The sequence below is a fragment of the Isoptericola sp. NPDC056618 genome (assembly GCF_042792715.1).
In the GTDB taxonomy this organism is placed as follows: domain Bacteria; phylum Actinomycetota; class Actinomycetes; order Actinomycetales; family Cellulomonadaceae; genus Isoptericola; species Isoptericola nanjingensis.
Map to the genome: position 1 here is coordinate 101,739 of NZ_JBHTVZ010000005.1, position 26,678 is coordinate 128,416.

Below are 26,678 nucleotides of genomic sequence, written 5' to 3' on the forward strand. Positions count from 1 at the left end.
CGCGACACTAGGCTGCGGTCATGCCGGAGAGCACCACGAGCACCACGACCGTCTCGCACGACGACGCGCACGACGACGCGCCGATCGCGGCCGTCGGCCTCGAGGCCGCGCCCACGCCGCTGTCCCTGCGCCTGGCGCCCGGCGCCCACGCCGACGCGCGGCGGGCGTTCGACCTCGCGCGCGAGACGTTCATCGCGGGGCGGCGCCTCGACATGGGCCCCCTGGCCGCGAGCCTCGGCGTCGACCGGACGTCCGTGTTCCGGTGGGTCGGCAACCGCGACGCCCTCCTCACCGAGGTGCTGTGGTCGCTCGCCGTCCCGACCCTGGTGCAGGCCGACCGCGCGACGGCGTCCGAGACCGGGGCCGAACGGGTCGCCGACGTCCTCACGCACTTCGCCGGCGACCTCATCACCGCCCCCTACTTCCGGGACTTCCTCACCCGCGAGCCCGCGCGCGCCCTGCGGCTGCTCACCACCAAGGCGAGCCCCATCCAGCACCGCTTCCTCGCGACCTGCGAGTGGCTGGTGCGCACCCATCTCGGCGACACCCCGTTCGACGACGACAGCGGGACCGACGCCGGCAGCAGGAGCGGCATCGACCCCGCGTCGCTCGCCTACCTGCTGGTGCGCGTCTCCGAGTCGTTCACCTATGCCGACCTGATCACGGGCGAGACGCCCGAGGCCGACCGCGCCGCCGTCGCGTTCCGCCACCTGCTGCGGGTGCCGTCCACCTCCGCCTGATCCCGCCCGCCGACACCCCCTGAGACCCCGCCCCAGACACCCCAGGAGCACCGATGCCCCGCGCCCGCCACCCCTTCCCGCTGCGCTGGAACGACAACGACCAGTACGGCCACGTCAACAACACCGTGTACTACGCCGCGATGGACACCGCCGTGAACGCGTGGATGATCGCCCACGGGGGGCTGGACCCGCGGGGCGACGTGATCGGGCTGTGCGTGGCGTCGTCGTGCGAGTTCCGCGCGCCGGCGTCGTACCCCGAGGAGCTCGAGGTCGGGATCGGCGTGGAGCGCCTGGGCCGCACGAGCCTCACGTGGGACCTGCACGTGCTCCGCGCGGGCGGCGACGATCCGATCGCCGTCGGCCGGTTCACGCACGTGTTCGTCGACGAGCCCTCCCGGCGGCCGGTGCCCGTGCCCGACGGCGTCCGGCGGGCGGTCGCCGCCCTGCAGGACTGACACGCTCCAGGACCGACCACAACGGCCCCGCGCGCCCGCGGGCGACCTGGTCGCACCACATACCGACTGCGCGGTATGCTCGCTCGAGCCCCGGGACGACCCGGGCCGACGGAAGGTGGTCATCGATGACCGACGTGCCCGGACTGGACACCGCAGGGCTGCGGGCGTGGCTGGGGCGGGAGCACCCCGAGCTCGCCCACGGCGCGCCCGACGGAGGGTCCGGCGGCGAGCTCACCGCGAGCGTGATCGCCGGCGGCCGCAGCAACCTCACGTACCGCGTCGACGGGGCCCGCGTGCCGCTCGTCGTGCGGCGGCCGCCGCTGGGCCACGTGCTGTCCACCGCGCACGACATGCGCCGCGAGCACCGCGTCGTCTCCGCCCTCGCGGGCAGCCCCGTCCCGGTGCCCCGCACCGTCGACGTCGTCGACGACACCGACCGTGGCGAGGTCACCGGCACCGTCTTCTTCGTCATGGAGCACGTGGCCGGCACGGTGCTGTCCCGCCCGGCGCAGAACGCGGCGTTCACCGCGGGCGGCCTGCACGCCCTCGGCCTCGAGCTCGCCGAGGTGCTCGCCGACCTGCACGCCGTGGACCCGGCCGTCGTCGGCCTCGCGGACTTCGGCAGGCCCGACGGCTACCTCGGCCGGCAGCTCGCCACCTGGCGACGCCAGTACGGCGCCTCCCGCAGCCGTCCCCTGCCCCGGCTGGACGCCCTGCAGGACCGCCTCGCGGCGCGCGTCCCCGACTCCGGCGGGCGGGCCGGCATCGTGCACGGCGACTACCGCCTCGACAACGCGATCGTCGCCGGGCCGCCCGACGCGCCGCGCGTCGCCGCCGTCCTCGACTGGGAGATGGCGACGCTCGGCGACCCGCTGGTCGACCTCGGCATGCTCGGCCTGTACTGGGACATCCGCGGGCTCGCCGGCACGGCAGGCGACGACGCGCCCGACGGCAGCGCCGACGACGGCGCGCTGAGCGCCGTCGTCCCCGGCGCCGGCTACCCGGAGTTCGCCGCCCTTGTCGACGCGTACGCCGCGCGGTCCGGCACCGCGCCGCCCGACCTGTCCTGGTACCGCGCGTTCGCCGCGTACAAGCTCGCCGTGATCCTCGAGGGGATCCACTACCGCTACCGGGCGGGCGACACGGTCGGCGACGGGTTCGACCGCATCGGCGCCCTCGTGGAGCCGCTGGCCGAGGACGGCCTCGCGCACGCGACGCCCGCCAGGAGGGCCTGATGGACTTCGCCCCCGACGCCCGCACCGCCGAGCTCACCGACCGGGTCCGCGCGTTCCTCGACGAGCGCGTGCTGCCGGCGGAACCGGTGCTGGACGCGCAGCTCGCGGCCGCCCCGGACGAGTGGTCCCCGCGCCCCGTGCTGCGCGAGCTCCAGGACGCTGCCCGCGAGCAGGGCCTGTGGAACCTGTTCCTCCCGGGCGACGGGCCCGCCGGGGACCGCGGCGCCGGCCTCACCAACCTGCAGTACGCGCCGCTCGCCGAGCTCACCGGCTGGAGCCCGCGGCTGGCCCCGGCGGCGTTCAACTGCGCCGCCCCCGACACCGGCAACATGGAGCTGCTCGCGCACTTCGGCACGCCGGACCAGCAGCGCGAGTGGCTCGACCCGCTGCTCGACGCGCGCCTCCGGTCGGCCTTCTGCATGACCGAGCCGGGGGTGGCCTCGAGCGACGCGTCGCAGATCGGCACCCGCATCCGCCGCGACGGCGACGAGCTCGTGATCACCGGCCGCAAGTGGTGGTCCACCGGCGCGATGAACCCGGGCGCCGCGCTGCTCGTGGTCATGGGCAAGACCGACCCGGACGCGCCACCCCGCCGGCAGCAGTCGATGGTACTCGTGCCGCGCGACGCCCCGGGTGTGACGGTCGTGCGCCCCCTGACCGTGTTCGGCTACGACGACCGCGACCACGGCGGGCACGCCGAGATCGCCTTCGACGACGTCCGCGTGCCCGCCGCGAACCTCCTGGGTGGCGAGGGCGACGGGTTCGCGATGGCGCAGGCGCGCCTCGGGCCGGGCCGGATCCACCACTGCATGCGCGCCCTCGGCATGGCCGAGCGGGCGCTGGCGCTCGCCGGACGGCGGGCGCGCGAGCGCTCCACGTTCGGCCGCCCGCTCGCCGAGCAGGGCGTGGTCCGCGAGTGGGTCGCCACGTCCCGCGTCGAGGTCGAGGCGTTGCGCCTGCTCGTGCTCAAGACCGCCTGGCTCATGGACACCGTCGGCAACCGGAAGGCCATGCGCGAGATCCAGGCCATCAAGATCGCCGTGCCGCGTGCCGTCCAGGCGGTCCTCGACCGCGCGATGCAGCTCTTCGGCGCCGCCGGGCTGTCCGGCGACCAGCCGCTCGCCGAGATGTTCGCCGCGGCCCGCGCCCTGCGGCTCGCGGACGGCCCCGACGAGGTGCACCTCGGCTCCCTCGGCCGGGCCGAGCTGCGGCCCTGAACCGCCCGAGACCTGAACGACCTCCGTCCCCACGATCAACGACGACGAAAGGACCGGACATGACACCCACCCCCGAACCCAGCGCGGAATCCCCCGGCCCCGCGTCCGAGGGCGCCTCCACCGACGCCGTCGACGGCCCCGGCTTCGGCACGCTGTCGGCGGCGTCGCTGCTCGCGGAGACGGCGCGCCGGCACCCCGACTACCCCGCGCTGCACTTCGCGGGGACCACCACCACGTACGGCGAGCTGTGGGACCAGACCCGCGCGTACGCCGGCGCTCTGGCCGCGCGCGGGATCGCTCGCGGGTCCCGGGTCGCCATGGTCGTGCCCAACGTGCCCGACTTCGCGCGCGTCTACTACGCCGCGCTCTCGCTCGGCGCCGTCGTCGTGCCGATCCACCTGCTGTTCCGGTCGGGCGAGATCGAGTTCGTGCTGCGCGACAGCCGGGCCGACGTCGTGGTCGCGGCCGCGCCGCTGCTCGCCGAGGCCGTGCCCGCCGCCGAGCGCGCGGGCGTCCCCCTCGTCACGGTGCTCGCCCCGGCCGCGGAGCAGGGCGGGCCCGCCCTCCCGCGCCTCGAGGACGAGGCGGCCGCGGCGACGCCCGTGGAGCGGCACACGCCGGTGCACCCGACGTCGGCCGCGACGATCCTCTACACCAGCGGCACCACCGGGCTGCCCAAGGGCGCCGTCGGCTCCCACCTCGCCGCCGTCGAGCAGGTGCACTGCTCCCTCATCGACTCCTTCGACCTGCGGCACGACGACGTCGTCTTCGGCGGGCTCCCGCTGTTCCACGCGTTCGGACAGATGGCGGTGATGAACTGCGCGTTCCGCGTCGGGGCGTCCGTGGTGCTGCTGCCCCGGTTCGACCCGGACCAGGCGCTCGAGCTGCTCGTGGCGCACCGGGCCACGGTGTTCACCGCCGTGCCGACGATGTTCGTCGGGATGCTGGAGGCCGCGCGTCGCAGCGACGCCCGGCCGCCGCTGCGGTACGCCGTCTCGGGCGGCGCGGCGCTCCCGGTGAGCGTGCTCGAGGAGTTCGCCGCCGCCTACGGCGCCGAGGTGCACGAGGGCTACGGCCTCACGGAGACGTCCCCGAGCGTCTCGTTCAACACCGTCTTCGAGCCGATCCGGCCCGGCACGGTGGGCCGGCCGATGTGGGGCGTGGACGTCGCCGTCGCCGACGCCGTCATCGACCACGAGGTGCACCTGCTGAGCGAGCCGGGCGCGCTCGGCGAGATCGTGGTGCGCGGGCACAACCTGCTCAAGGGCTACCTGGGACGGCCGGACGCGGACGCCGCGGCCGTCGTCGACGGCTGGTTCCGCACCGGCGACCTCGGCACGCTCGACGCCGACGGGATCCTCGCGATCACCGACCGCAAGAAGGACATGATCATCCGCAACGGGTACAACGTGTATCCCACCGAGGTGGAGGCGACGCTGGTGTCCCACCCCGACGTCGCGCTGGCCGCGGTCTTCGGCGTCGCGGACCCGGTGCACGGGCAGGAGATCCACGCCGCCGTCGTGCCGGCCGACGGGCGCACGCTCGACGCCGACGCCCTCGCCGCCTGGGTCCGCGAGCGCGTGGCCGCGTTCAAGTACCCGCGCGTGGTGCACGTGGTGGACGAGCTCCCCCTCGGCCCGAGCGGCAAGATCCTCAAGCGCGAGCTGCCCGCCCGCTTCGCCCCCGTCCCCTGACCGGTGGTGGGCGCTCGTCTGGCGCTATCCGGTCCTCGGATAGCGCCAGACGCGCGCCGACGACGGCGGGGCGGCGGCGAGGCTACGAGGCGGGGACGCCGCCTCCTCGCAGCTCCACCGGCTGCGGCTCCACCTCGGTGACCTTCCCGCCCCCGACGGCGTAGGTGGCGCCGACGTAGTCCTGCACGCCGTCGGCAACGACGGTGATGCCGACGCCGTCGAACGCGGAGTGGTCGTCCGGGCCGAACATGAGCGGCAGGATGCCGTTGCCCTCGAGCCGGCCCGACTCCACGGCCTCGACCAGGCTCTCGCGTGTTGGGTCCTCGCCCGCCTCGGCGAGCGCCTCGGCGAACAGGTAGCCGACGCTCATGCCGTACACGGTGTTGCCGTCGAAGCGCGCGCCGTCGTTGTACTCGTCGTTGATCTGCTCGAACAGCTCGACCCACTCGCCGTCCGGCCCGAAGGGCAGGTAGTTCGCGCTGACGAAGCCCTCGAGCAGGGCGGGCGCCACGTCCTCGCCCAGCAGCTCGACGAGCGTCGGGTAGTCGCCGCCCGACGACGACGCCAGCCACCGCGGGCTCCAGCCCATCTTCGCGGCCGTGCCGACCGCGAGCGCCGTGAAGCCGTTCACCGTGGCGAGGAGCACGTCCTCGCACCCGGCGGCCTGGAGGGCGCCCATCTGCGCGGTGACGTCCTGGTTCGACGTCGAGTACGACTCGTGGGCGGTGACGCCGTCCGCGCCGAGGGCGAGCTCCACGCCCTCGAGGAACTCCTCGCCGAAGTCGTCGTCCTGCCCGAAGACGCAGACCTTGCTGCCGGCGTGCTCGTCGGCGGTGTACCGCGCGAGCGCGGCGCCCTCGACCACGTAGTCGGCGTTGAAGCCGAACGTGTTCGGGTGCCCCTCGGGGTCGTCCCACATCGTGCTGCCGGACGCGACGAAGAGGTCGGGCACGTCGTTCTGGTCGAGGTAGTCGAGCACGGACGAGTGCGTCGGCGTGCCGAGGCCGCCGAGCAGGGCGAACACCTGGTCCTCCTGCACCAGCTCGCGGACCACGGTCTGGGTGTTCGCCGGGTTGTACCCGTCGTCCTTGACCACGTACTCGATGGAGCGGCCGTGGACGCCGCCGTGCGCGTTGACGTACTCGAAGTACGCCTTCGTGGCGGCCGAGATCGACGCGTACCCGGCGGCGGCCGGGCCCGTCAGCGGCTGGTGCGTGCCGACCGTGACGGTGTCGTCGCTGATGCCGGGGGCCGCCGCGGCGGGAGTGCTGCAGCCGGCGAGGGCCAGGCACGCGACGGACGCCGCGGCGACGCCGGCAGTCGTACCGGCGGTGGCGGTGCGGGGGTTCCGCATGGGGATCACCTCTCGAGTGGTTGTGACGCTGGGGGCGGTGTCGCGGGCGCGTCGGTGCGGCCGCGGGGACGGGGTCGTGCGGGGCGTGGCCGACGGCGGGCCGTGGCGCGGGCGAGCCCGCCCGGCCAGGCCAGGGTCACGACGATCAGCAGGGCGCCGAAGACCAGCACGGCGAGGTTGCCGGACAGCCGCTGCTCGAGGTCGGCGGGGACGCCGACGGCGCCGGTGACGGTGTCGACGAGCCACGGCAGCAGCACGACGAGCGCAGCCCCGGCGGCCGCGCCGCCGAGGCTGCCGAGCCCGCCGACGACGGCGGCCACGACGAGGAGCAGCGAGAACGCGAGGTCGTAGCGGCCGGGGCCGACCGACTGGGTGACGAGGCACAGGGCGGCGCCGCCGAGCCCGGCGGCGAGCGAGCTCGCGACGAACGCGCCCACCTTGACCCGCGCCGGCGACACCCCGGAGAGCCGGGCGGCGGTCTCGTCGCCGTGCACGGCGCGCATGCGCAGGCCCGCGCGGCCGGAGCGCAGCACCGCGAGGGGCGTGACGGCGAGCGCGGCCACGACGATCGCCACCCAGGCGTGCCACTGCTCCACGGCGATCAGGCGGGACAGCGCCTCGGGCACGCCCTCGAACGGGACGGCCAGCCCCTGGTCGCCGCCGAGCGCCGGCACCTGCGCGGTGAGGGCCGGCAGCGCGACGACCATGGCGAGCGTCAGCCCCGCCAGATAGGGCCCGCGCAGGCGGGCGCCGGCGAGGCCGAGCAGCCCGCCCAGCGCGCCGGAGGCGAGCAGAGCCCCGACCAGCCCCAGGACGACGCGCGCGGCGCCGGCCGCGCCGTCGCCGTCGAGGCCGGCGCCGGACGCCGCGTTCACGGTGAGGGCGTACCCGTACCCGCCCGCGGCCATGAGCACGGCGTGCCCGAGGGAGAGCTGGCCCGTGAGGCCGACGAGGAGCGTGAGGCCCGCCGTCGCGCAGAACGTCGCGGCGACGACGGCGAGCTGGTAGTTGCGGTACGGGTCGAGCAGGAACGTCGCCGCGACCGCCAGCAGCGTGAGCACGACCGCGCGCAGCAGGATCCGCTGGGTGGGCGTGAGGCGGCCGGCGGGCCGCGGTTCGGGGCGGCGCGCGTCTCGCACGACGGTCTCCTCGGTCTCGGCGGGTCTCGTGGCGGTCATGCGGCACGCACCTGGGCGGCCGCGAAGATCCCGCCGGGCCGCACCAGCAGCACGAGCGTGAGCAGGGCGAGGACGGCGAGCGGGGCGACGCCGGCGCCGAGGTACCCGGTGACGAGGCTGACGAGCACCCCCACGAGGACGCCGCCGACCAGGGCCCCGGTCGGCGAGTCGAGCCCGCCCAGGACGGCGACGGTGAAGGCGTGCACGAAGAGCAGGTCGGCGGAGTGCGCGTTGAGGCCGAGCTCGGTGGGCACGAGCAGGAGCGCCGCGAGGCCGGCGACGGCGCCCGAGAGCGCCCAGCCGAGGGTGACCATGCGCGGCACGCGCACGCCCAGCAGGCGCGACACCTCGGGCGCCGCCGCGGACGCGCGCAGCTGCAGTCCCAGCGACGTGCCGTTGAAGAGCCACGCGAGAAGCCCGACCACCGCCAGCGCCACGACCAGCACGAACAGGTCGTACGGCGAGAGCAGGGGCACGCCGCCGACGACGAAGGGGCGCTCGTCGAACGGCGCGGCCATCGGCCGGTGCCGGGGGCCGAAGGCGATCCCGAGGGCGGACTGCAGCACCATGACGAGCCCGATGGCGACGATCATCCCGGGCAGCGGGCTGCCCGACGGCACCCGGCGCATCAGGCCGCGCTCCACGGCGGCGTTCAGCGCGGCCCCGGCGAGGAGCGCGGCGGCCAGCCCCGCCCAGAAGGACCCCGTCGCGCCGGTGACGGCGAACGCCGCGAAGACGGCGACGGTGGCGACCGCGGCCTGGGCGAAGTTCACGAGGCGTGCGGCGCGCCAGACGATCACGAGGGACAGCGCGAAGAGCGCGACGACGAGCCCCCGGGCGAGCCCGGTGGCGAGGAGGAAGACGAGTCGGTCCATGGGGAGCCTCTCTCGGGGACGCAGGTCGGGTGCCGGTCGGGACCGGTCGGAAGCCGGTCAGAAGCCCAGGTAGGCGTGGCGGAGTGCGGGGTCGCCGGCGAGCTCGGCGGCGGGGGCGTCGACCACCACCGCGCCGAGGCTCAGCACGACGCCCCGGTCCGCGATCGACAGGGCGCTGGTGACGTTCTGCTCCGCGAGCAGCACCGTCAGGCCGGTCTCCCGCGCCGTGGCGCGCAGTACCCCCATGAGCTGCGCGACGACGCGCGGCGCGAGGCCGAGCGACGGCTCGTCGAGGAGCAGCACGCGCGGGCGGGCGAGCAGGGCGCGGCCGAGCGCGAGCATCTGCCGCTCGCCGCCGGAGAGCTGGTGCCCCAGGCTGGAGCGGCGGCGCGCGAGCGGCTCGAACAGGTCGTAGGTGCGGGCGACGGCGGCCCGCCGGGCGGCGCGGCCGGGGTGGCACCACAGGGCGCCGAGGTGGAGGTTCTCGTCGACGGTCAGCTCGGTCACGACGCTCCGCCCCTCGGGGACCTGGGCCAGCCCTCGCCGGGCGCGGTCCTCGACGCTCAGGTCGGTGAGGTCGGCGCCGTCGAGCAGCACGCGGCCCGCGCGCGGCGCCGTGAGGCCGGAGAGCGCCCGGAGCAGGGTCGTCTTGCCGGCGCCGTTCGCGCCGAGGAGGGCGACCACCTCGCCGGGGGCGACGGCGAGAGCGAGACCGTCGAGCACGGGCGCGCCCGCGTAGCCGACGGTCAGGCCCTCGACGGCCAGGGCGGGGCTCACGCTGCCTCCAGCCCGAGGTAGGCCGCCTCGACGGCGGGGTCGGCGCGGACCTCCTCGGGCGTGCCGCTCGAGACGACGCGCCCGAAGTCGAGCACGACGACCCGGTCGGCCACGGCCATGACGAAGTCGACGTGGTGCTCCACCAGGAGCACCGCGCAGCCGTCCGCCACGACGTCGCGCACGACGTCGACGAGCGCCTCCACGTCGTCGGCCCCGAGGCCGCCCGCGGGCTCGTCGAGCAGCAGGAGCCGCGGCCGCGCCACGAGCGCGCGGGCGAGCGCCACCCGCTTGCGCACGGGGTAGGGCAGGGCGTCGACCGCGGTCCCGGCGTCGCCGGTCAGGCCGAGCCGCGCGAGCGCGGCCCCCGCGGCGTCGGAGGCGCCGGCGGTCCCGGCCACCGGCACCAGGACGTTCTCGAGCACCGTGAGCCCGGCGAAGAGGCCGAGCCCCTGGAGCGTGCGCGCGAGCCCGCGCTCGAGCAGCCGGGACGGGGACGCGGGCGCGGGGCGCCCGTCGAGACGGATCTCCCCCGCGGACGGGCGCACCAGGCCGCACACCGCGTTGAAGACGGTGGTCTTGCCCGCGCCGTTCGGACCGATCAGAGCGACGGTCTCGGCGCCCTGATCGGCCCCGGCCGACGGGTCGCCCACCGTGAGGTCGACGCCGTCGAGGGCGGTGAGGCCGCCGAAGGTCACGGTGAGGCCGGAGACCTCAAGTCGCGGGCGGGCTGCGGGGCTGTGCGCTGTCGCGGGGGACGCGGGGATACGGCGGGACATCGGCACCTCTTCGTGTCGGGTGGTGCCACGCTAGCCGATAAACCGACTGGCCGGTATGCCCTGCCGAGACATTCTTCAGAATGTTGCAGTGCCGTGACGTCCGGCCCGCTCGACGGGGCCCGGGGACTCTCAGACGCCCGCGGTGAGGCCCCCGTCCACGACGAGCTCCGCGCCCGTGAGGTACGCCGACGCGTCACTCGCGAGGAACACCACGGCGCCCGCCACGTCGTCCGGCACGGCCGCGCGCCCGAGCGGGATCGGCACGGCGTCGGTGTCGATACGCGTCGTCATCTCCGTCCGCACCAGGCCCGGGTGCACGGAGTTCACCCGGATCCCGTCCCGGCCCAGCTCGACGGCGAGCGACTTGGTCAGCCCCCGCACGCCGAACTTCGACGCCACGTAGCCGTGCAGCCGCTCGCCGCCCCGCAGCCCCTCGACCGACGAGACGTTGACGATCGACCCGCCCCCGGCGGCCTTCATCACCGGCACCGCCGTGCGGCAGCCCAGGAAGGTGCCCGTGAGGTTGACCGCGATGACGGCGTCCCACTTGGCCGTCGAGTAGTGCTCGATGGGGGCGGAGTTGGCGATGCCCGCGTTGTTCACGAGCACGTCCAGGCCCCCGAACGCCTCGACCGCGGCCTCGACCGCCGCCGCCCACCCCGCCTCGTCCGTCACGTCGAGGCGGACGGACCGAGCCCGGTCGCCGAGGTCGGCCGCGAGGGCCGCCCCCTCGTCGTCGAGCACGTCCGCGACGACGACGGCGGCGCCCGCCGCGTGCAGGGCGCGGACGTACGCCGCGCCCAGGCCGCGGGCACCGCCCGTGACGAGCGCGACCCGCCCCTCGAGCGGGCGGTCGGCGACGGTCGGGACGGGACGAGCAGACATGGGCTTCCTCCAGGTCGGTGCGTAAGCACGCCTTCCCGCAAGCGATCTGTCGCGGCATCCGGCCCGGTGGCGCCCCCCATAGCGTGGTGGTCGAGCAAGCGATCTGTCGCGGCAAGGCCAGGTCTGCCGCGACAGATCGCTTGCTGGAAGGGCGGCGGGGTGGGGTCGGTGGACGTGCGCAGTGCGTCAGCCGGCGACGCGGACGACGAGGCGGCCGGTCGTGGTGCCGCCGGCGAGGCGCTGCACGGCGGCGGGGGCGTCCTCGAAGGGCACCTCGTCGGCGACCACGGGCCGCACGGCGCCCTCCGCGGCCAGGCGCGACAGCGCGTCGTGCGCCGCGTCGACCAGGTCGGGGCGGCGCTGCTGGTAGAGCGCCCAGTGCAGGCCGAGCACGTCATAGTTCTTCACGAGGGCGTGGTTCGCGCGCACCGGCGGGACGTCGCCGCTCGCGAATCCCACGACGACGACCCGCCCCTCGAAGGCGATGCAGCGCGTCGACTGCTCGAACGACGCGCCCCCGACCGGGTCGACGACCACGTCGGCGCCCGCGCCTCCCGTGAGCTCCTTGACCCGGGCGGCGAGGTCGCCGTCGCGCACGAGGACGTGGTGCGCACCCGCCGCCGTCGCGACGGCCGCCTTCGCCGGGCTCCCGACGACGCCGATCACCCGGGCCCCCGCCGCGACGCCGAGCTGCACCGCCGCGGTCCCGACGCCGCCGGCCGCGGCGTGCACCAGCAGGTGCTCCCCCGGCCGGATGCGCGCCTTGCGGTGCAGGGCGAACCACGCCGTCTGGTACGCGATCGTCAGCGCGGCCGCCTCGGCGTCGCCCAGGCCCTCGGGCGCCGGCCGCACGGCGGCGGCGGGCAGCGCCGCCAGCTCGGACAGCACGCCGATGGCGGAGCCGACCACGCGTGCGCCCGGCGCGATCCCGCGGTCGCCGGCCGTGACGCCCTCGCCGAGGGCGACCACGTCGCCGCACAGCTCGATGCCGGGCACGAACGGCGGCTCGGGCCGCACCTGGTACTCGCCGCGGGCCAGCAGGACGTCCGGGAAGTTCACCGCGACGGCGCGCACCCGCACGAGCACCTCCCCCGCCCCGGGCTCCGGCGCGGGCACCTCGTCGAGCCGCAGCACGTCCGCAGGTTCGCCCGGGCCGGTCACGCGCCAGGCGCGCATCGTCGCGGGACCGTCGGCGGCGGGGGTACGGGCGGGGGTCGTTCCGGGCAGCGTCGTCATCGTCGCTCTCGTCTCGTCGGTGTCGTGCCCGCCCGGTCGTCGGCGCCGCGGCGGGCCTGGTCAGTCCGCGGCGGTCCGGATCCCGCGCAGGAACAGCCCCGTGAGCTGCTCGGCCACCTCGGACTTCGTCTCGGGGCCCTCGGGCGAGTACCAGTGCGACAGGTAGTGCACGTCGCTGAAGAAGTGCGCCACCAGCAGCGGCCGCGGGACGTCGGTGCGGAAGACGCCCTCGTCCTGGCCGCGCCGCAGGAGCGCCGCGAACTCGTCGTGGTACTCGCGACGGCGCTGCGTGACCTCCTTGAGCCGCGGCTCGGTGAGCATGTGCATGCTGCGGAAGAAGACGGTGCCCTCCGGCAGGAAGTCGATCGAGGTCTCGACGACGTCCACGCACACGGCCCGCACGACGTCCTCGACCGGCCCGCCGGAGGCGACGATCTGGTCGAGGTGGGCCTTCTGCAGCGCCAGCATCCGGTCGTAGATGGCGAACAGCAGGTCGTCCTTGGACTGGAAGTAGTGGTACATGGCGCCCTTGGTGACGCCCGCGGCCTCGACGATCTGCTGCACGCTGGTGGTGGCGTACCCCTGCGTGGCGAACAGGTCCAGGGCGGCCGCGGTGACCCGGTCGGCGACGTTCGTGCTCTTCATGCCCCCATCCTTCACCCGACGGGCGCGATGCTCGCGCCGCCGTCGATCCGGAGCGTCTGGCCGGTCACCCACGCCGCGTCGTCCGAGAGCAGGAAGGCGACGGGACCGGCGACGTCGTCGGGCACGCCCAGCCGCGCGAGGGGGTAGCGCTCTGCCACCTGCCCCTCGTGCCCCTCGTAGAGCGCGCGGGAGAAACGCGTCTTCACGACGGCCGGGGCGACGGCGTTGACCCGGAGCGCGGGCGCCAGCTCCTGGGCGAGCTGCTGGGTGAGGTTGATGAGGGCGGCCTTGGACGCGCCGTAGAAGGCGATGTTCGGGCTGGAGGACGTCCCGGAGATCGAGGCCACGTTCACGACCGACCGGCTCAGCCCGCCGGCGACGGCGTCGCGGGTCCACTCGAGCGCGGACACGACGTTCACCTCGAGGATCTTGCGTGCGACGCCCGGGTCCACCTCGAGCGCGGGCCCCCACGCCGGGTTGATGCCGGCGTTGTTGACGAGGTGGTCGAGGCGCCCGTGGCGCTCGACGACGTGGGCGAGGACGGCGGCGCGGTGCGCGGGGTCGTCGACCCGGCCCGCCACGCCCGAGGCGCGCTCGGGCCCGAGGGCCGCGACGGCCTCGTCGAGCGCCTCCTGCTTGCGCCCGGTGACGACGACGGCGCAGCCCTCGTCCACGAGCCGCCGGGCGACGGCGAGCCCGATGCCACGGCTGCCGCCGGTGACCAGCGCGACCCTGTCCGTGAACCTGCCCGTGAACCTGTCGACCGACCCCACCATCGCCTCCTCGCGACGCTCCCGACCGACCGGCGTACCGTCCGGTCGGTTTGCGCGAGCACCGTACCACGGCCCGCCCGCGCCGCGCTGGCCGTCATCGCCGCCCTGGCCAGCACCGCGGGCGGTCGGGCAGCATGGCCCCATGACTGGCACGGACACAGGCAAGGACTTCGCACGACCGCTGCCCCCGGACCCGTACTCGCTGCTCCCCGTCCCGGCGACGTTCACGCTCAAGAGCTCGGACGTCACCGACGGCGAGCCGCTCGCCGTCGACTTCAGCGTCGACGGCGCCGACGTGTCGCCCCACCTCGCGTGGTCGGGCGCCCCCGCGGCGACGCGGTCGTTCGTGGTGAGCTGCTTCGACCCGGACGCCCCGACGCCGTCGGGCTACTGGCACTGGACCGCCGTCGACGTCCCCGCGGACGTCACCTCGCTGGAGCGCGGCGCGGGCGCCGTGGGCGGCGCGAGCCTCCCGGCCGGGGCGTTCCACGTGCCGAGCGACGGCGGACGGCTCGGCTTCGAGGGGGCCGGCCCCCCGCCCGGCGACCACCCGCACCGCTACGTCTTCGCGGTGCACGCCCTCGACGTCCCGTCGCTCGGCCTGTCCGAGGCGAACAGCCCGGTGCACGTCGCGTTCAACGTCTACTTCCACGTCCTCGCGCGCGCCACGCTCACGGCGACCTACCGCCGGTGAGCGGCGCGACGACGCCCGGGATGCCCGGGCTCCCCACCCTCGGCGACCTGACGTGGACGCCCGCGCTCGACCGTCCCGACCTGCTCGCGCCGCCCGTCGCCGACGCGCTGCGCGCCTGGGCCGCGCTGGACGACCGCGTCGGCGGGCTGGTCGCCGTCACGGAGATCGACCCGGACCACGCGGACACGGCCACGCTGAACGACCTGCACGGTCTGCCGCCCGAGGCCTCCGCCAACTGCGTGGTCGTGGCCGGGCGGCGCGGCGACGTCGAACGCATCGCCGCCTGCGTCGTCACCGCGGCCACGTTCGCCGACGTCAACACCCGCGTGCGCAAGCTGCTCGACGCGCGCAAGGCGTCGTTCCTGCCCATGGAGCGCGCGACCGACGAGTCGGGGATGGAGTACGGCGGCATCACCCCGGTGGGCCTGCCCGCCGGGTGGCGGGTGCTCGTGGACTCCCGGTTCGCCGCGCCGGGGGCGCTCGCACTGATGGGCTCCGGGGTGCGGCGGTCCAAGCTGCTCATGCCCGGCGAGCTCCTCTGCGCGATGCCCGGCGTCGAGGTCGTCGACGGGCTCGCCGTGTCCCGGTGACCGCCCGCTGACAGGCGTCTCGGAATCGCGGTGCGCCGGGGCGGCGTTGGTAGGATCGCCAGCTGCCCCGGCCTGCACCGGGACGCCCCTCGACCCATTCCTGGAGAGCTCCCTTGTCGCAGCACCGGACGGACGACACGGCCCTGCCGGACGGCGTCCGGCCGCTGACCGCGGACGATCCCGAGGAGCTCGGCGGGCACCGCCTCCTGGGCCGGATCGGCCGCGGCGGCATGGGCATGGTGTACCTCGGGACGATGCGCAGCGGCCGGCGCCTGGCGATCAAGGTGATCCGCGCCGACTACGCCGAGGACGCCGAGTTCCGCGCCCGGTTCGAGCGCGAGGTCACGGCGGCGCTCCGCGTGCGCGGCCCGTTCCTCGCGGCCCTCATCGACGCCGACCTCGCGTCGGCGACCCCCTGGCTCGCCACCGAGTACGTCCCCGGCCCGACGCTCGCGCGCCGGGTGACCCAGGACGGCCCGCTGCCGCCCGCCGAGGTCCGCACGCTCGTGGGCCACGTGGCCGAGGCACTCCACGCCGTGCACCGCGCCGGCATGGTGCACCGCGACATCAAGCCGGACAACGTCCTCCTCGGCCCGGACGGCCCGTGCGTCATCGACCTCGGCATCGCCCAGGCGGCCGACGCGACGGCGCTGACGCACGCGGGGTCCCCGCTGGGCACCCCCGTCTTCATGGCGCCCGAGCAGGCCCGCGGCGAGGACGTCTCCCCCGCGACCGACGTGTGGGCGCTCGGCGGGGTGGCCCTCTTCGCCGCCACGGGGAGCCGCCCGTTCGGCCAGGGGCGGCCGGACCTCATGTACTACCGGGTCGTCCACGAGGACCCGCAGCTCGAGGGGTGCCCCGAGGAGCTCCTGCCCTTCGTCCGGGCCTGCCTCACCAAGGACCCCGCCGCGCGGCCCCGCGTGCGCGAGATCCTCGACGCCCAGCCCGACCTGCCCGGCCCCCCGGCCGCGCCGGCGAAGGCGCAGCCGGTCGCACCGGTCGCACCGGTCGCACCGGTCGGGGCCGACGCCCCGGCGGCACCCGCCCCGGCGCCGCCCGGCGCCGCCGACGTGCCCCTCGCGGTCCCGGCGCCGGTCGACGACGAGTGGTCGAGCGCGGCCGACACGTTCGTCCCCGGTGCCGCCGCCCCGCAGACGCCGCAGGAACCGCCGGAGGAGCCCCCGGCCGCCCCGCCCGCCCGACGGCGCGGCCGGGTCGTCGCCGTCGTCGCCGTCGTCGCCGTCGTGCTGGCCGGCGCGGCCACCGGGGCCGTCCTGCTCCTGGGGGGCGACGACGACCCGTCGTCGCCCGAGTCCCCCGGCACGACGGCGGCCGAGGCCGCGATCGACTCCTGCCTCGTCGGGCGATGGACGCAGACGTCCATGGCCGACACGTGGGAGCAGCCCGAGCTCGGCGAGCCCGTCGACGTCACCGGGTGGGACGGGCGCGTGCTCGAGTTCCGGGAGGACGGCACGGAGACCGCCCGGTTCGACGACGCCGACGCGCTGCGCGGCACGCACTCGACCCTGGGCGAGATCGTCCAGACCTGGAGCGGCACCGCGACGTTCCACGTCACGACGAAGGACGGCGTCCTGCACGTCGAGGACGTGGACTACTCCGGGGTCACCGTCGAGGACGAGGTCGCCGGGACGACGCAGCGCAGCCGGCCCGTGTCGGTGCCCGGCGCCGACGTCGAGTACGAGTGCGACGACGCCACCATGACGCAGCACGGCGGCGCCTACGAGGCGTCGTTCGACCGCCTGGGCTGAGCGGCCCGCGGGCGCGGGAGGTCCCGACGTCGTCGTCAGGCGGCGACGACGAGCGCGACCGCGGCGCCCGCGACGAGCGCGGGCCCGTACGCGAGATGGGTCTTGCGCCCCGCCCCGCGCAGCAGGAGCGCCACCGCCATGAGCGCAGCCACGGCGCAGGTGGCGACCAGCGCCGTGACCACGCCCGACACGCCGAGCGGGCCCACGACCAGGCCGGTGACGACCGCGAGCTTGACGTCGCCCAGGCCCATGCTGAAGAAGGCCATCACCGCGAACAGCGCCCCGAGCGCGAGCGCGCCGCCCAGGGCCCGGCCGAGCACCGCCCAGTCACCGGCGACCGCGGCCGGCACCCCGAGCGCCAGCGCGACCAGGGGCCCCCACACGCGCGTGACGGCGTCCGGGATGCGGTGCACGTCCAGGTCGATCCACCCGAGCGCGGCCCCGCCGACGAGGTACACCCCGGCGGCGGCGGCGAGCGGCCACGGCACGAGCCCCGCGACCGCCCCGCCCGCCGCAGCCAGCGGCACCACCGTCCACGCACGCCCGAGGCGTGAGCGCGGCTCGTCGGTGTCGTACCGGTACGCCCCCGTCCGCAGCCACCGCCACAGCACGACGCCGGCGAGCAGCCCCGCGACCGCCCCCACGAGGACCGAGGTCGGCGCGGCCGTGGCGAACGGCACGTCCGTCAGGGCGCTCAGAGCGCGCCGGCCATGAGGCCGTCGAACTCGGAGCCCGGGTGCCGGAGCGCCGCGAGGAGCTGTGCCGTCCGCGGCGTCAGGTCGCCGCCGAGGGTGTCGGTCGCGGTCAGCAGGCCCTGCACCGCGGCGGTCTCCGACGCCGCGTCGCGGCTCTCGTGGGCGGTGAGCACCCGCAGCCGCCACAGCGCCTCGTGGGCGGGCTCTGCACGCAGCCCGACCCCGACGGCGTGCTGGGCGGCGCGCCAGCGCCCCTCGAGCAGCCGTCGGCGGCCCACCTCGCAGGCGACGTCCACGACGCGCGCCGACAGCCCCTGCCGCTCCGGCTCGGCCCAGGCGTACCGCCCGGGACGAGCGCCCGCGAAAGGTGCACCGCGCACCAGCTCCAGCGCCCGCTCGAGGTCCTCCGTCGCGACGGAGGACACGTCGTCGCCGACGAGGGCCTCCCACGCCCGGACGTCCGAGCCCACGTCGTGCAGCGCGAGGCGGTCGCCCGCCGCGTGGCGCGGCAGCCGGTCGCCGCCGTCGGACGCCGGACCGAGCCACCGCCGCAGCCGGGCGACGGCGGTGGAGAGCGCGCCGGCGCGCGCCGCCCCGGCCAGGCCCGGCCAGAGCGCCGCGCCCGCCTCCGCGGCGGTCGCGTCGGGGCGCAGGGCGAGGAAGGCCGCGAGTTCCTGCAGGCGCGGCCGCTCGGCCGGGTCGACCGGGCCGGCGGCGCCCTCCAGGGACACGGCGCCGAGCACGCGGACCCGCGGAGACGCGCCGGCCGGGTCGCGCGTCGCGACGTGCGTCAGGTCGTCGTCGGTGGCGTCGGGATCGCCGTCCGCCGCGACGTCGTCGACCGGGACGATCGCCTCCACCTCGGCGAGCGACGGTTCCCGCACGTGCGTCGGGTCGCCGGCGAGCTCGGCGCCCGCGAGCGCGACCAGCTGCCGCAGCTGCGCCTCCTGGTCCGCGGAGAGCCGCTGCGGGCGGAGCCCCATGCCGGCGGGCGCGAGCTGCGCCCGCGCCGCCCCCGGCCCGACCTGGAGGCTCCAGCCGGGCTCGCCGCCCAGGGCGGACGGCGCGGCCCCGTGCACGATGCTCGCGAGGGCGATCCGAGGACCGTCGTCGACCAGGGCCGCGAGGCGGGCGCGCTCGGGCTCGGGCACGGGCGCGCCGAGCACGACGATCTCCGGGCTCCAGGTGTCGCGCGCGAGCCCGGCGGCGCGGGCCGCGCCGACGCTCGTCGCCCCGGACCGCGCCAGCGCCCGCCGGTCCAGCTCTGCGCGCCGGGACAGCTCCTGGCGCAGGGCGGCGACGGAGTCGTGCCGGCGGACGCGACCGGTGCGCAGCGTCTCCTCCAGCCCCACGAGGGCGTCCGCGAACGGGTCGCCCGGCACGCCGACGACGTCGACCTGCAGGTCGTCCGCCCAGGCGGAGGTGGCCAGCTCGACGACGAGCGCCGCGACCACCTCGCCGGCGTCCTGCGCGGCGCCCGTCACGGCGAGGGTCCCCACCGTCTCGAGGTTGAGCAGCACGTGGGACGGGCCCTCGTCGTGGCCGAGCGTCACCAGCGCCGGGTAGGGCGCGGGGACCGCGGCGAGGCTCTCGCCGTACGACTCCTCGAGGCGCCGCACGCCCGCCCGGTCGAGGGACCACACGGTGCCCGTCGGGTCCGCCGCCCACGGGGCGGCGAGCGCGCCCGGGGCGGCGAGGTAGAGGTCCACCGTCGTCTCGCCGAGCCGGACGGCGCGCAGCGCGGGCAGCGGGCGCCGGGCGTCCGCGCACTGCCGGGCCAGGGCCCGCAGGGCGACGTCGAGGCGCGCGACCGACAGCGGGTCGGCGAGCGAGCGCGACTCCTGCTCGAACGCCGCGACCTCGCCCGCGGGCATCGGCGTGCGCTGCCCGGGCAGGCGTCGCCGCTGCTGCTCCCGGCGACGGCGCGCGACGAGCGCGACGACGCCGGCGGCGAGCAGCGCGCCCAGGCCCGTCGCCCCCGCGACGCGCCACGGTGTCGAGGCGCCCAGGTCGGCGTCCTGGGCTGCCGCGTCCTGCGTGCCCGCGTCCTGCGCCACGACGGCGGGAGCCTCCGGCGCGGCGGCGTCCGAGGCCGCGTCGACGACGGCCTCGGCGGCGGGAGCGCCCGCTCGCCCGGCGGGCTGCTGCTCGGCCGGCTCCGCGGCGGGCCGCGCGCCCTCCGCCTCGGCCGCGCCGGGCACCTGGAGCGTCCAGCCCGGCAGGATCAGGTCGGGATCGGTGAGGTGCGCGCCGCCCGGCTGCGCGACGTCGCGCGACGCCTCGAAGATCTCCGGGTACCGGTCCGCGTCGCCCAGCTCCTGCTCCGCGATCTGCGAGAGGTTGTCGCCGGCCTCGACGACCACGGTGCCGGCCTTCGCGTCCGGCGCCGCAGCCTTCGCGCCGCCCTGCGCGGGCGTCTCGGGCGCAGGCACCGTCAGCACCCAGCCGGGGGTGAGGAAGTCGGGACGGTCGGCGAGCGTGTCGGCGTTGAGGGCGACGATCTCGCGGAACCGATGGCCGTCCCCCAGGTAGTGCTCGGCCAAGGACCACAGCGAGTCGCCGTGCTCGACGGTGTGCTCGACGGTCCGCGCGGACGGCTCGTGGTGCGCGGCCTGCTCGACCGGCGCCGCCTGCTCGGCGGCGACCTGGGCCCGGGCCTCGCGGAGGAGGTCGGACGAGATCGGGGCCGCGCCGGACCCCTGCCCGGCGGACTGCGACGCCAGCGCGGCGTCGAGGGCCAGCTCCCCCACCCCGGCGCTCTGGCCCGGGACGGCCTGCTGCACGGAGACGGCGGCGACGACGCCCTGCGGCGCCCCGGCCGAGCCGCCCTCCAGGGCCGTCGCCGTGGTCGCCACGGGCACCGTGGTGAAGAGCAGCAGCGCCGCGGCCACGAGCCCGCGTGCCGCGTTCTGCGGCAGCCGCAGGCCCACGAGCCGCGGGGCGCGCACCCCGCGCAGCTGCGCCACGAGCTCGACCAGGATGCTCAGCGCGAGGAACGCCCACGCCACCCAGGCCGCCGCCTGCAGCAGCAGCATGAGCAGCGACCCGTCGTCCGGCGACGTGAGCATCGACAGGAGGGTGTCGGGCGAGAGCAGCCCGTCCTCGAGGGGGTTCGCCCCGACCGCCAGGAGCAGGTACGGCACCCCCACGGTGACGGCGATCAGGAGCAGCAGGGCCAGGAGCCCCTTGAGCCGGCGCATCATCGCTCCGCCCCCTCGAAGGCCCGGACCACCCGCGCCTCGCCCTCCCCGGACACCGGCATCGCGCGGATCCCGATGATCCCCAGGAACTTGGGCTTGTAGGAGTCCGTGGTGCTCACGACCACCAGGTCGCCGGCCACGGCGACGTCGGTGACGACGACCCCGGTGGTGCTGGCGTACGAGCGGGCGGCCGCCCCCGCCGCGGCAGGGTCGATCGCGACCCCCGTGCCGCGCAGCGCGTCCGACGCCACGACCGCCTGCCCGCCGGCCCGCGCCGCCTGCTGCGCGACGTCGCGCGCGTGCTGCTGGGCGAGCACCTGGCCCGAGAGGTCGACGGCCATCCCGACGACGACGATCATGACGAACGCGCCGAGCGCGAGCCAGATGGAGACCGAGCCGCGCTCGGCGGCGCGGCCCGTGCGTCGCGCGCGGAGGCGCCGGGGGACGGTCCTGGCGGGCATGCTTCAGCGCTCCCGGTAGGTGTCGATCGGGCTTTCCATGGTCTTGGTGATCCGGATCGTCCCCGGAAGACCGGGGACGGCGAGGTCGCCGACGCCGACGTCGCAGGTCACCGTCGCGGAGACGCTCGAGGCGACGCCGACGGCGTTCCCGAACCCGCCCGTGTTCACCGCGACCCGCGGGGCGCAGTTCAGCCCCTTCTCGTCGAGGCTGCGCCGCGCGGCCGCGACGGCACCGGCCTCCGCCTCCGCCTGGGTCCGGGCGATCGACGCGGACCGGGCCGCCTCGGTGGCGGCCGCCTCGACGGACTGCCCGGCGATCGCCACGCGGCCGCCGGCGAACACCAGGCCCATGATCAGCAGGAAGGCGGGCACGCCCACCGCGGCCTCGATGGCCGCGGACCCGCGCTCGCCGTCCCGCAGCCGACGTCGCAGGGCGCGCGCCAGGCGGCTCATCCGGTGAGCCTCTCGACGGGCAGGCTCGCGGTCTGCGAGATCTCCGGGTTCCACAGCGGCACGATCGACTGGGCCTGCACCGTCACGGTGACCCGGGCCTCCGTGAGCGTCCGCTGCGGGACGACGTTCCTGACGCTGAGCTCCGCGCCGACGTCCGCGAGGTAGTCGCTCGCCGCCGCGCTGCCCGCGTACGCCGAGCCGTTCTCCGCGGCCGCGGCACGCACGCCCTCCTGCGCGGCCGCGTAGGCCACGGCGCGGGCCTGGTACCACAACCCCGCCTGGACCCCCGCGAACATCAGGGTGAACAGGGCGGGCAGGAGGAAGACCATCTCGATGGTCGAGGACCCACGCTCGCGCGCCCCGCGGGCACGGGGCCCGCGGTGTTCTCGCGCTCGCCCGGGCCCGGGCCTCACTTGATCTCGCCCGCCTTGTTGTTGACGAAGGTGGTGATCGCACCGACGACGATGGCGACGATGGCGATGACGGCCACGGCCCACAGGACCTTCTCGATGGTCTCAGAGCCGGTCTCGGGCTGGGAGGCGAGCTTGGTCCTGGCGCGGTCCGCGACGGTGACGCCGAAGGTGTGCAGGGTGGCGATGAGCTGGAGCATGGGTGTTCCTTGTCCGGGATGGAAGTGGTCGGGGGTACGTCGACGAGAGGGCGTCAGATGCCTCCCATCACGTTGAGGAGCGCGGGCGTCACGAGGATCACCATGAATACCACGCCCAGGAGGGACATGGGCATGTTGATCCGCTCGCTCACGGCGTTCGCCTTGCCGCGCTCGGCGTTGAGCATGGCCGCGCGCATGGCGGCGGACCGGGCACGCAGGTTGTCGTACACCTGCGAGCCCTCGCCGCTCATCCGCATCACGTCGGCCAGGTCGTCCAGCTCCGGGAGGCCGAGCTCGTCGGCCAGGTGCTGCAGGGCGTCCCAGGGCGCGACGCCGTTCCAGCGGGAGCGCTGCAGCTCCTCGCCGATGCGGCGGAACACCCACGAGTCGCCGATCTCGGCGGCGCTCTCCATCGACTGCCGGGAGCCGGCGCCCGAGAGGCGCTCGAGCGCGACGAGGTCGATGTAGGCGCTCAGGGCACGAGCGAAGTCGGCCCGCGCGTGCTTGGCCTCGGTGCGCACGTCGATGTCGGGCGACACGAACAGCACGACGGCGAGCCCCAGCGACGCGACGGCGGGGATCGTGAACGGCAGCGCGGGCCCGCCCGCGACGGCCAGCATCAGCGTCAGCACGGGCGGGATGACGAACCCGACGAGGCCGTACAGCACCTTCTTGCCGTAGTAGCGGTGCACCGGGACGCGCAGGAGCGCGAGCTCCTTGGTCGGCGTCCTGCCCCAGGCGGCGGCAGGGAACCGCTTGATCGCCCAGACGCCCACGCGCTCGTAGCGGTCGCCCGCCACGAGCTCTGTCCGCATGGTGGCGCGCTCCTTCGCGGCCTCCTGCGAGTAGCGGCGCACGACGTCGGCGACGTCCGGGCGGTTCGGGGCCAGGCGCCACACGAGCAGCCCGATGCCGAGCCCCACCAGCGCGCCGCCGAGCAGCGCGATCTGCAGCCCTGTCGTCACGACCGAGCCCCCTCACGGGCGCGCTCGCCCATGAACCGCGGGAGCGCCTCGCCCTTGGACATCCGGCGCATCATGACGAGCAGGCCGACGTACGCGGCGAGGTAGGCCGTGATGAGGACCTGCCCCAGGGCCGAGGAGTACGGGGCGATGTAGTCGCCCGTGAACGCCAGCACGAGCAGCACGCCGGCGGTGATGATGGTGACCCAGCGCGCGGTGGCACGGGGCTTGGCGCGCTCCGCCTCGATCTCGCGGCGCGCGCGCACGTCGTCGGCCACGGACTGCGCCAGCGACTCCAGCACGGACGCCAGTCCGGCGCCCCGGCGGCTCGCGCCGAGGATGAGCGTCGCCGCCACGACGTCGCCCGTCGCGTCGTCCAGCTCGTCGCCGAAGGCGCGCAGGGCCGCGACCGTGCCCCAGCGGGCGCGCAGCCGGGCCACGAGGTTGGTCACCTCGGGCCGGATCTCCTCGGGCGCCGACCGCAGCGACATGCGGATGGCCTCCTCGAGCCCGACGCCCACGGTGAGCACGCCCGCCAGGCTGCGGGTCCACTCCTCGAGCGCCTCGAGCCGGCGGATGACGTGCCCCGAGCTGCCGGCGCTGAGCAGCACCGGGAGGCCGACGCCGGCGATCGGGCCGAGCACGATGGCGACCAGCCAGTGCGTGATCGCGTAGACCACGATGCCGCCCACGAGGCCCACCGCGGCGAGGATCTTCGTCTGGCGGTCCACCGCGGCGAACCTGGCGGCCAGGCGTCGGCGGCGCGGCGCGGCGTCGTCGACCGGCACGCGGCGCACGCCGACGACGACACCGATGACGCCCGCCACGAGGAGGGCGCCGCCCAGGGCGGGCAGGAGGGCCGTCATCGCAGGTCCCCCTGCTGGGCGCCCTCGACCAGGTAGGACGTCAGGTCGAACCCGAACCGCTCCAGGTCGCGCAGCTCCTCCGGCATCGTGCCCGGGACGGCGGGGCCGCCCTGCGGGTTGGGCGTGAAGACGTGGGTCGTGGCGTACCCGACGGCCTCCTCGCCCGGAGCGATGTGCACGATCTCCGACACCCACCGGTCGCGCTGCCACCGGGTCCCCGTCGCGTCGAGGGGGCGGGTCTGCAGCCCGACCTGGACGACGAGGTCGACGGTCTCGGCGAGCTTCGACGTCGCGAGCTCCCGCGTGACGTGCGGCCCGGCCTCCATGGCGCAGGTGACGAGCTTGCGGATCGCGCCCGAGCCGTTCGCGGCGTGGGTCGTGGAGATGGAGCCGGCGCCCGACTCCATCGCCTTGATCATCGCCCAGACCTCCTTGCCGCGGACCTCACCGACGATCTGCCGCGACAGGTTGAACCGGAACGAGTTGTAGATGGCCTCGTCGAGCGTGAACTCGCCCGCCTGGCGCCCGTCGGCGCCGATCTCGCCGGAGCCGGGGCGCGCCTCCCAGGCGTGGACCACGTCGTGCACCTCGGGCAGCTCGTGCAGGTGGAGCTCGAACTCCGTCTCGAACGTGCCGATCTGCTCGTACCGCGGGATCTCCGCGCACAGCGCGCGCACGATCGTCGTCTTGCCGGCGCCCTGCGGCCCCGCGACGACGATCGACTTCTTCGCCCGGACGGCCGCGCGCAGGAACGACGCCTGCACGGCCGACATCATCCCGAGCTCCACCAGCCGGTCGAGCTCGACCTTGCGCATCCGGTGCCGACGGATCACGACCGACGTGTTCGCGGTGACCCACGACGCGGCCGCCAGACGGGAGCCGTCGTCGAGCCGCATGTGCAGGTGCGGGCTGGCCGGGGAGAAGCTGCGCGCGTTGGAGTCGGAGCGCGTCGCGATGAACGCGAGGTTCTCGCGCAGCTCCTGGTCGGAGTCCGCGACGGGCTCCACCTTCACGAGCTCGCCCGTGGTCTTCTCGACCCAGGCGTTGTCGTGCGGGCTGATGATGATGTTCTCGACGTCGTCGGCGTCGACCAGCGGCTGCAGGCGCCCGAGGCCGAACAGCGAGTCGTGGATCGCCTTGGCGAGCACGCGCTGGTGGTCGATGCTCCACGCCGCCCGGCCGTCGTGCAGCAGGTCCGCGGCGGCGTCGTCCAGGATCTCCTGGATGATCGCCCGGCCGAGCTCCCGCTCCGCCTCCAGGTCCTTGCCGCGGTCCTCGCCGAGGCGCTCGGCGAGGCGCGTCGAGGCCAGCCCGCGGAACTCCGCGACCTGCTTCCAGTCGACGCCCTTGGGCTGGGCGAGGAAGTCCGCCCGTCCTGTCGCGCGGGTGGCGTCGTGCGTCGTCACCTGGGTGAGCGTCTGGGCGGGCACCTGGGCGGGCGTCGCACGCTGGAGCGCGCCGGGGGCGGGCTGCCCGGCGGCCGGCCACGGGGGCGGCCCCGCCGCGGGCGGGGCGGCGGGCGCGGCCGTGCGGGCGACGGGCACCGCCGGTGGGTGGTGCACGACGGCGGCGGGCGCGGCGGCGGGACCGCGCGGGGTCGTCGACTCGTCGATCGGCCCGGCCAGCGCGTGCGCGGGGCGGCGCACCACGGTCTGCTCCAGGTCGTCCGACAGCGCGTCGTCGGCCGTGGCGTACGCGGTGAAGATCGGCAGCGAGCTGGGGTCCGGCGGCTGCGTGCTCACAGGGCGCTCCTCTCCGCGCCGAGGGCGAGCTGCTGGCGCGACCGGGCGACGCTCGAGCCGATGCTCTGCACGGCGGCGCGCACCGACTTGTTCAGGCCGGAGGACGAGAACTTCTTGGGGCGCTTGGCCCCCAGCGCGTACACCTCGGCCGAGGCGGGGTCCCAGTCGAGGCCGGCGACGACCGGCACCCGCAGCACCTTCGCGACCTCGCCGCCGCCGTACGGCCTGCCGGGCCCGACGACGAGCGCGCCCAGGCTCTCGATCGCGCCGACGCCGGTGAACGCGTCGCGCAGGCTCTGCGCCCACGAGCTGGCCGCGACGAGCGCGGGCAGCGAGCTGTGCGTCGTGAGCAGGGCCAGGTCCGCCTGCGTGAGCAGCTTGGTCGGGGAGCCGACGAGGCCGAGGCGTCCGGCGTCGACGATCACGTCCTGGCCGTTGCCCTCCAGCGACCTGAACACCGCCGACAGCGGCTCCCAGAGCTCGTCGAGCGCGCGCGACTGCTGGTGGTTCATGGCGCCGGCGAGGTACTGCACCTGGCTGTCGGGGAAGCTCATCAGCGCCCGCGGCAGGTCCTCGGCGAGGGTGCCGTGCCGGTGGGAGACGGCCAGGTCCACGACGGTCGTGTCGGTGGGCATCTGGGCGCCGCCGAAGTAGCCGGCGGGCACGGCGCGCGCGCCGGTGGGGTCGGCGTCCACGAGGACGACGGGGCGGGGCCAGGACAGCGCCAGCGCCAGCGCGCTGGTGGTCACCCCCGGCGAGCCGTTGGCGGACGTCAGGACGATCAGTGCCATGGGCC

27 protein-coding genes are annotated in these 26,678 nt (G+C 75.9%); 8 read left to right on the forward strand and 19 right to left on the reverse strand.

Annotation, left to right across the window (positions count from 1 at the left end; genetic code table 11):
* Positions 1-20 precede the first annotated feature (20 nt).
* From ACFQ8T_RS09105 to ACFQ8T_RS09125, 5 genes are all read left to right on the forward strand, one after another.
* Positions 21-740, forward strand: a complete 720-nt coding sequence (locus tag ACFQ8T_RS09105; RefSeq protein ID WP_430546219.1) for a QsdR family transcriptional regulator — start codon at positions 21-23, stop codon at positions 738-740.
* Between the two features lie 53 nt (positions 741-793).
* Entirely contained in the window at positions 794-1,195 is a 402-nt protein-coding gene (locus ACFQ8T_RS09110; RefSeq protein ID WP_430546220.1) for an acyl-CoA thioesterase, read from the forward strand.
* Positions 1,196-1,320: 125 nt separating this feature from the next.
* The gene (locus ACFQ8T_RS09115; RefSeq protein ID WP_430546221.1) at positions 1,321-2,430 is read left to right on the forward strand and encodes a phosphotransferase family protein; all 1,110 of its coding nucleotides are present in this window, start codon (positions 1,321-1,323) and stop codon (positions 2,428-2,430) included.
* On the forward strand, positions 2,430-3,647 hold the full coding sequence (locus ACFQ8T_RS09120) for an acyl-CoA dehydrogenase family protein (RefSeq protein ID WP_430546222.1): 1,218 nt from the start codon (positions 2,430-2,432) through the stop codon (positions 3,645-3,647). The genes ACFQ8T_RS09115 and ACFQ8T_RS09120 overlap by 1 nt, the downstream gene beginning before the upstream one ends.
* A gap of 59 nt (positions 3,648-3,706) precedes the next feature.
* Positions 3,707-5,341: an AMP-binding protein gene (locus ACFQ8T_RS09125; RefSeq protein WP_430546223.1), complete on the forward strand. Its 1,635-nt coding sequence runs from the start codon at positions 3,707-3,709 to the stop codon at positions 5,339-5,341.
* Between the two features lie 82 nt (positions 5,342-5,423).
* Here the strand turns inward: ACFQ8T_RS09125 and ACFQ8T_RS09130 are convergent, their stop codons facing one another.
* The 9 genes from ACFQ8T_RS09130 to ACFQ8T_RS09170 all read right to left on the reverse strand — a co-directional run bounded on the left by ACFQ8T_RS09130 (position 5,424) and on the right by ACFQ8T_RS09170 (position 13,840).
* Positions 5,424-6,695: an ABC transporter substrate-binding protein gene (locus tag ACFQ8T_RS09130; protein WP_430546224.1), complete on the reverse strand. Its 1,272-nt coding sequence runs from the start codon at positions 6,693-6,695 to the stop codon at positions 5,424-5,426.
* A gap of 5 nt (positions 6,696-6,700) precedes the next feature.
* Positions 6,701-7,873 (reverse strand): branched-chain amino acid ABC transporter permease, encoded by a 1,173-nt coding sequence (locus tag ACFQ8T_RS09135; RefSeq protein ID WP_430546225.1) that lies wholly within the window; start codon positions 7,871-7,873, stop codon positions 6,701-6,703.
* Positions 7,870-8,748, reverse strand: coding sequence for a branched-chain amino acid ABC transporter permease (locus ACFQ8T_RS09140; RefSeq protein WP_430546226.1), 879 nt, complete (start codon positions 8,746-8,748; stop codon positions 7,870-7,872). Before ACFQ8T_RS09140 ends, ACFQ8T_RS09135 begins: the two co-directional genes overlap by 4 nt.
* Before the next feature lie 57 nt (positions 8,749-8,805).
* The gene (locus ACFQ8T_RS09145; RefSeq protein WP_430546227.1) at positions 8,806-9,525 is read right to left on the reverse strand and encodes an ABC transporter ATP-binding protein; all 720 of its coding nucleotides are present in this window, start codon (positions 9,523-9,525) and stop codon (positions 8,806-8,808) included.
* On the reverse strand, positions 9,522-10,301 hold the full coding sequence (locus ACFQ8T_RS09150; RefSeq protein ID WP_430546228.1) for an ABC transporter ATP-binding protein: 780 nt from the start codon (positions 10,299-10,301) through the stop codon (positions 9,522-9,524). The genes ACFQ8T_RS09145 and ACFQ8T_RS09150 overlap by 4 nt, the downstream gene beginning before the upstream one ends.
* Positions 10,302-10,430: 129 nt before the next feature.
* Positions 10,431-11,186: a glucose 1-dehydrogenase gene (locus ACFQ8T_RS09155; RefSeq protein WP_430546229.1), complete on the reverse strand. Its 756-nt coding sequence runs from the start codon at positions 11,184-11,186 to the stop codon at positions 10,431-10,433.
* A gap of 186 nt (positions 11,187-11,372) precedes the next feature.
* On the reverse strand, positions 11,373-12,422 hold the full coding sequence (locus ACFQ8T_RS09160) for an NADPH:quinone oxidoreductase family protein (protein WP_430546230.1): 1,050 nt from the start codon (positions 12,420-12,422) through the stop codon (positions 11,373-11,375).
* Between the two features lie 60 nt (positions 12,423-12,482).
* On the reverse strand, positions 12,483-13,067 hold the full coding sequence (locus ACFQ8T_RS09165; RefSeq protein WP_430546231.1) for a TetR/AcrR family transcriptional regulator: 585 nt from the start codon (positions 13,065-13,067) through the stop codon (positions 12,483-12,485).
* An 11-nt stretch (positions 13,068-13,078) separates the two neighbouring features.
* The gene (locus tag ACFQ8T_RS09170) at positions 13,079-13,840 is read right to left on the reverse strand and encodes an SDR family oxidoreductase (protein ID WP_430546232.1); all 762 of its coding nucleotides are present in this window, start codon (positions 13,838-13,840) and stop codon (positions 13,079-13,081) included.
* Between the two features lie 142 nt (positions 13,841-13,982).
* Here ACFQ8T_RS09170 and ACFQ8T_RS09175 point away from each other — a divergent pair, with 142 nt between their 5' ends.
* The 3 genes from ACFQ8T_RS09175 (at position 13,983) to ACFQ8T_RS09185 (ending at position 16,893) form a co-directional block, all read left to right on the forward strand.
* Positions 13,983-14,534: a YbhB/YbcL family Raf kinase inhibitor-like protein gene (locus ACFQ8T_RS09175; protein WP_430546233.1), complete on the forward strand. Its 552-nt coding sequence runs from the start codon at positions 13,983-13,985 to the stop codon at positions 14,532-14,534.
* A 20-nt stretch (positions 14,535-14,554) separates the two neighbouring features.
* On the forward strand, positions 14,555-15,124 hold the full coding sequence (locus tag ACFQ8T_RS09180) for a YbaK/EbsC family protein (protein WP_430546343.1): 570 nt from the start codon (positions 14,555-14,557) through the stop codon (positions 15,122-15,124).
* Between the two features lie 113 nt (positions 15,125-15,237).
* The gene (locus tag ACFQ8T_RS09185; RefSeq protein ID WP_430546234.1) at positions 15,238-16,893 is read left to right on the forward strand and encodes a serine/threonine-protein kinase; all 1,656 of its coding nucleotides are present in this window, start codon (positions 15,238-15,240) and stop codon (positions 16,891-16,893) included.
* 35 nt (positions 16,894-16,928) lie between these two features.
* Here ACFQ8T_RS09185 and ACFQ8T_RS09190 read toward each other — a convergent pair whose 3' ends face one another.
* Genes ACFQ8T_RS09190 through ACFQ8T_RS09235 form a run of 10 tightly spaced genes read right to left on the reverse strand, consistent with a single transcriptional unit; the run spans position 16,929 to position 26,673 of the window.
* Complete coding sequence (locus ACFQ8T_RS09190; protein ID WP_430546235.1) at positions 16,929-17,573, reverse strand: prepilin peptidase; 645 nt, start codon at positions 17,571-17,573, stop codon at positions 16,929-16,931.
* A 14-nt stretch (positions 17,574-17,587) separates the two neighbouring features.
* Complete coding sequence (locus tag ACFQ8T_RS09195; protein ID WP_430546236.1) at positions 17,588-20,788, reverse strand: LysM peptidoglycan-binding domain-containing protein; 3,201 nt, start codon at positions 20,786-20,788, stop codon at positions 17,588-17,590.
* Positions 20,788-21,249 (reverse strand): pilus assembly protein TadG-related protein, encoded by a 462-nt coding sequence (locus ACFQ8T_RS09200; RefSeq protein WP_430546237.1) that lies wholly within the window; start codon positions 21,247-21,249, stop codon positions 20,788-20,790. Before ACFQ8T_RS09200 ends, ACFQ8T_RS09195 begins: the two co-directional genes overlap by 1 nt.
* Positions 21,250-21,252: 3 nt before the next feature.
* Positions 21,253-21,702 (reverse strand): TadE/TadG family type IV pilus assembly protein, encoded by a 450-nt coding sequence (locus tag ACFQ8T_RS09205; RefSeq protein WP_430546238.1) that lies wholly within the window; start codon positions 21,700-21,702, stop codon positions 21,253-21,255.
* Positions 21,699-22,115: a TadE/TadG family type IV pilus assembly protein gene (locus tag ACFQ8T_RS09210; protein WP_430546239.1), complete on the reverse strand. Its 417-nt coding sequence runs from the start codon at positions 22,113-22,115 to the stop codon at positions 21,699-21,701. The genes ACFQ8T_RS09205 and ACFQ8T_RS09210 overlap by 4 nt, the downstream gene beginning before the upstream one ends.
* Complete coding sequence (locus ACFQ8T_RS09215; protein ID WP_430546240.1) at positions 22,112-22,312, reverse strand: hypothetical protein; 201 nt, start codon at positions 22,310-22,312, stop codon at positions 22,112-22,114. The genes ACFQ8T_RS09210 and ACFQ8T_RS09215 overlap by 4 nt, the downstream gene beginning before the upstream one ends.
* Positions 22,313-22,365: 53 nt before the next feature.
* A complete protein-coding gene (locus tag ACFQ8T_RS09220; protein ID WP_430546241.1) occupies positions 22,366-23,277 on the reverse strand; it encodes a hypothetical protein in 912 nt (303 codons plus the stop codon).
* Entirely contained in the window at positions 23,274-24,140 is an 867-nt protein-coding gene (locus ACFQ8T_RS09225; RefSeq protein WP_430546242.1) for a type II secretion system F family protein, read from the reverse strand. Before ACFQ8T_RS09225 ends, ACFQ8T_RS09220 begins: the two co-directional genes overlap by 4 nt.
* Positions 24,137-25,882: a CpaF family protein gene (locus tag ACFQ8T_RS09230; RefSeq protein ID WP_430546243.1), complete on the reverse strand. Its 1,746-nt coding sequence runs from the start codon at positions 25,880-25,882 to the stop codon at positions 24,137-24,139. The genes ACFQ8T_RS09225 and ACFQ8T_RS09230 overlap by 4 nt, the downstream gene beginning before the upstream one ends.
* Positions 25,879-26,673: a hypothetical protein gene (locus tag ACFQ8T_RS09235; protein WP_430546244.1), complete on the reverse strand. Its 795-nt coding sequence runs from the start codon at positions 26,671-26,673 to the stop codon at positions 25,879-25,881. Before ACFQ8T_RS09235 ends, ACFQ8T_RS09230 begins: the two co-directional genes overlap by 4 nt.
* Between the last annotated feature and the right edge of the window lie 5 nt (positions 26,674-26,678).

What these genes read in the sequence shown, in the direction of transcription:
- ACFQ8T_RS09105 (WP_430546219.1), top strand. Translation starts at nt 21, where the DNA reads ATGCCGGAGAGCACCACGAGCACCACGACCGTCTCGCACGACGACGCG.
- ACFQ8T_RS09110 (WP_430546220.1), top strand. Translation starts at nt 794, where the DNA reads ATGCCCCGCGCCCGCCACCCCTTCCCGCTGCGCTGGAACGACAACGAC.
- ACFQ8T_RS09115 (WP_430546221.1), top strand. Translation starts at nt 1,321, where the DNA reads ATGACCGACGTGCCCGGACTGGACACCGCAGGGCTGCGGGCGTGGCTG.
- ACFQ8T_RS09120 (WP_430546222.1), top strand. Translation starts at nt 2,430, where the DNA reads ATGGACTTCGCCCCCGACGCCCGCACCGCCGAGCTCACCGACCGGGTC.
- ACFQ8T_RS09125 (WP_430546223.1), top strand. Translation starts at nt 3,707, where the DNA reads ATGACACCCACCCCCGAACCCAGCGCGGAATCCCCCGGCCCCGCGTCC.
- ACFQ8T_RS09130 (WP_430546224.1), bottom strand. Translation starts at nt 6,695, where the DNA reads ATGCGGAACCCCCGCACCGCCACCGCCGGTACGACTGCCGGCGTCGCC.
- ACFQ8T_RS09135 (WP_430546225.1), bottom strand. Translation starts at nt 7,873, where the DNA reads ATGACCGCCACGAGACCCGCCGAGACCGAGGAGACCGTCGTGCGAGAC.
- ACFQ8T_RS09140 (WP_430546226.1), bottom strand. Translation starts at nt 8,748, where the DNA reads ATGGACCGACTCGTCTTCCTCCTCGCCACCGGGCTCGCCCGGGGGCTC.
- ACFQ8T_RS09150 (WP_430546228.1), bottom strand. Translation starts at nt 10,301, where the DNA reads ATGTCCCGCCGTATCCCCGCGTCCCCCGCGACAGCGCACAGCCCCGCA.
- ACFQ8T_RS09155 (WP_430546229.1), bottom strand. Translation starts at nt 11,186, where the DNA reads ATGTCTGCTCGTCCCGTCCCGACCGTCGCCGACCGCCCGCTCGAGGGG.
- ACFQ8T_RS09160 (WP_430546230.1), bottom strand. Translation starts at nt 12,422, where the DNA reads ATGACGACGCTGCCCGGAACGACCCCCGCCCGTACCCCCGCCGCCGAC.
- ACFQ8T_RS09165 (WP_430546231.1), bottom strand. Translation starts at nt 13,067, where the DNA reads ATGAAGAGCACGAACGTCGCCGACCGGGTCACCGCGGCCGCCCTGGAC.
- ACFQ8T_RS09175 (WP_430546233.1), top strand. Translation starts at nt 13,983, where the DNA reads ATGACTGGCACGGACACAGGCAAGGACTTCGCACGACCGCTGCCCCCG.
- ACFQ8T_RS09180 (WP_430546343.1), top strand. Translation starts at nt 14,555, where the DNA reads ATGCCCGGGCTCCCCACCCTCGGCGACCTGACGTGGACGCCCGCGCTC.
- ACFQ8T_RS09195 (WP_430546236.1), bottom strand. Translation starts at nt 20,788, where the DNA reads ATGCGCCGGCTCAAGGGGCTCCTGGCCCTGCTGCTCCTGATCGCCGTC.
- ACFQ8T_RS09200 (WP_430546237.1), bottom strand. Translation starts at nt 21,249, where the DNA reads ATGCCCGCCAGGACCGTCCCCCGGCGCCTCCGCGCGCGACGCACGGGC.
- ACFQ8T_RS09205 (WP_430546238.1), bottom strand. Translation starts at nt 21,702, where the DNA reads ATGAGCCGCCTGGCGCGCGCCCTGCGACGTCGGCTGCGGGACGGCGAG.
- ACFQ8T_RS09215 (WP_430546240.1), bottom strand. Translation starts at nt 22,312, where the DNA reads ATGCTCCAGCTCATCGCCACCCTGCACACCTTCGGCGTCACCGTCGCG.
- ACFQ8T_RS09225 (WP_430546242.1), bottom strand. Translation starts at nt 24,140, where the DNA reads ATGACGGCCCTCCTGCCCGCCCTGGGCGGCGCCCTCCTCGTGGCGGGC.
- ACFQ8T_RS09235 (WP_430546244.1), bottom strand. Translation starts at nt 26,673, where the DNA reads ATGGCACTGATCGTCCTGACGTCCGCCAACGGCTCGCCGGGGGTGACC.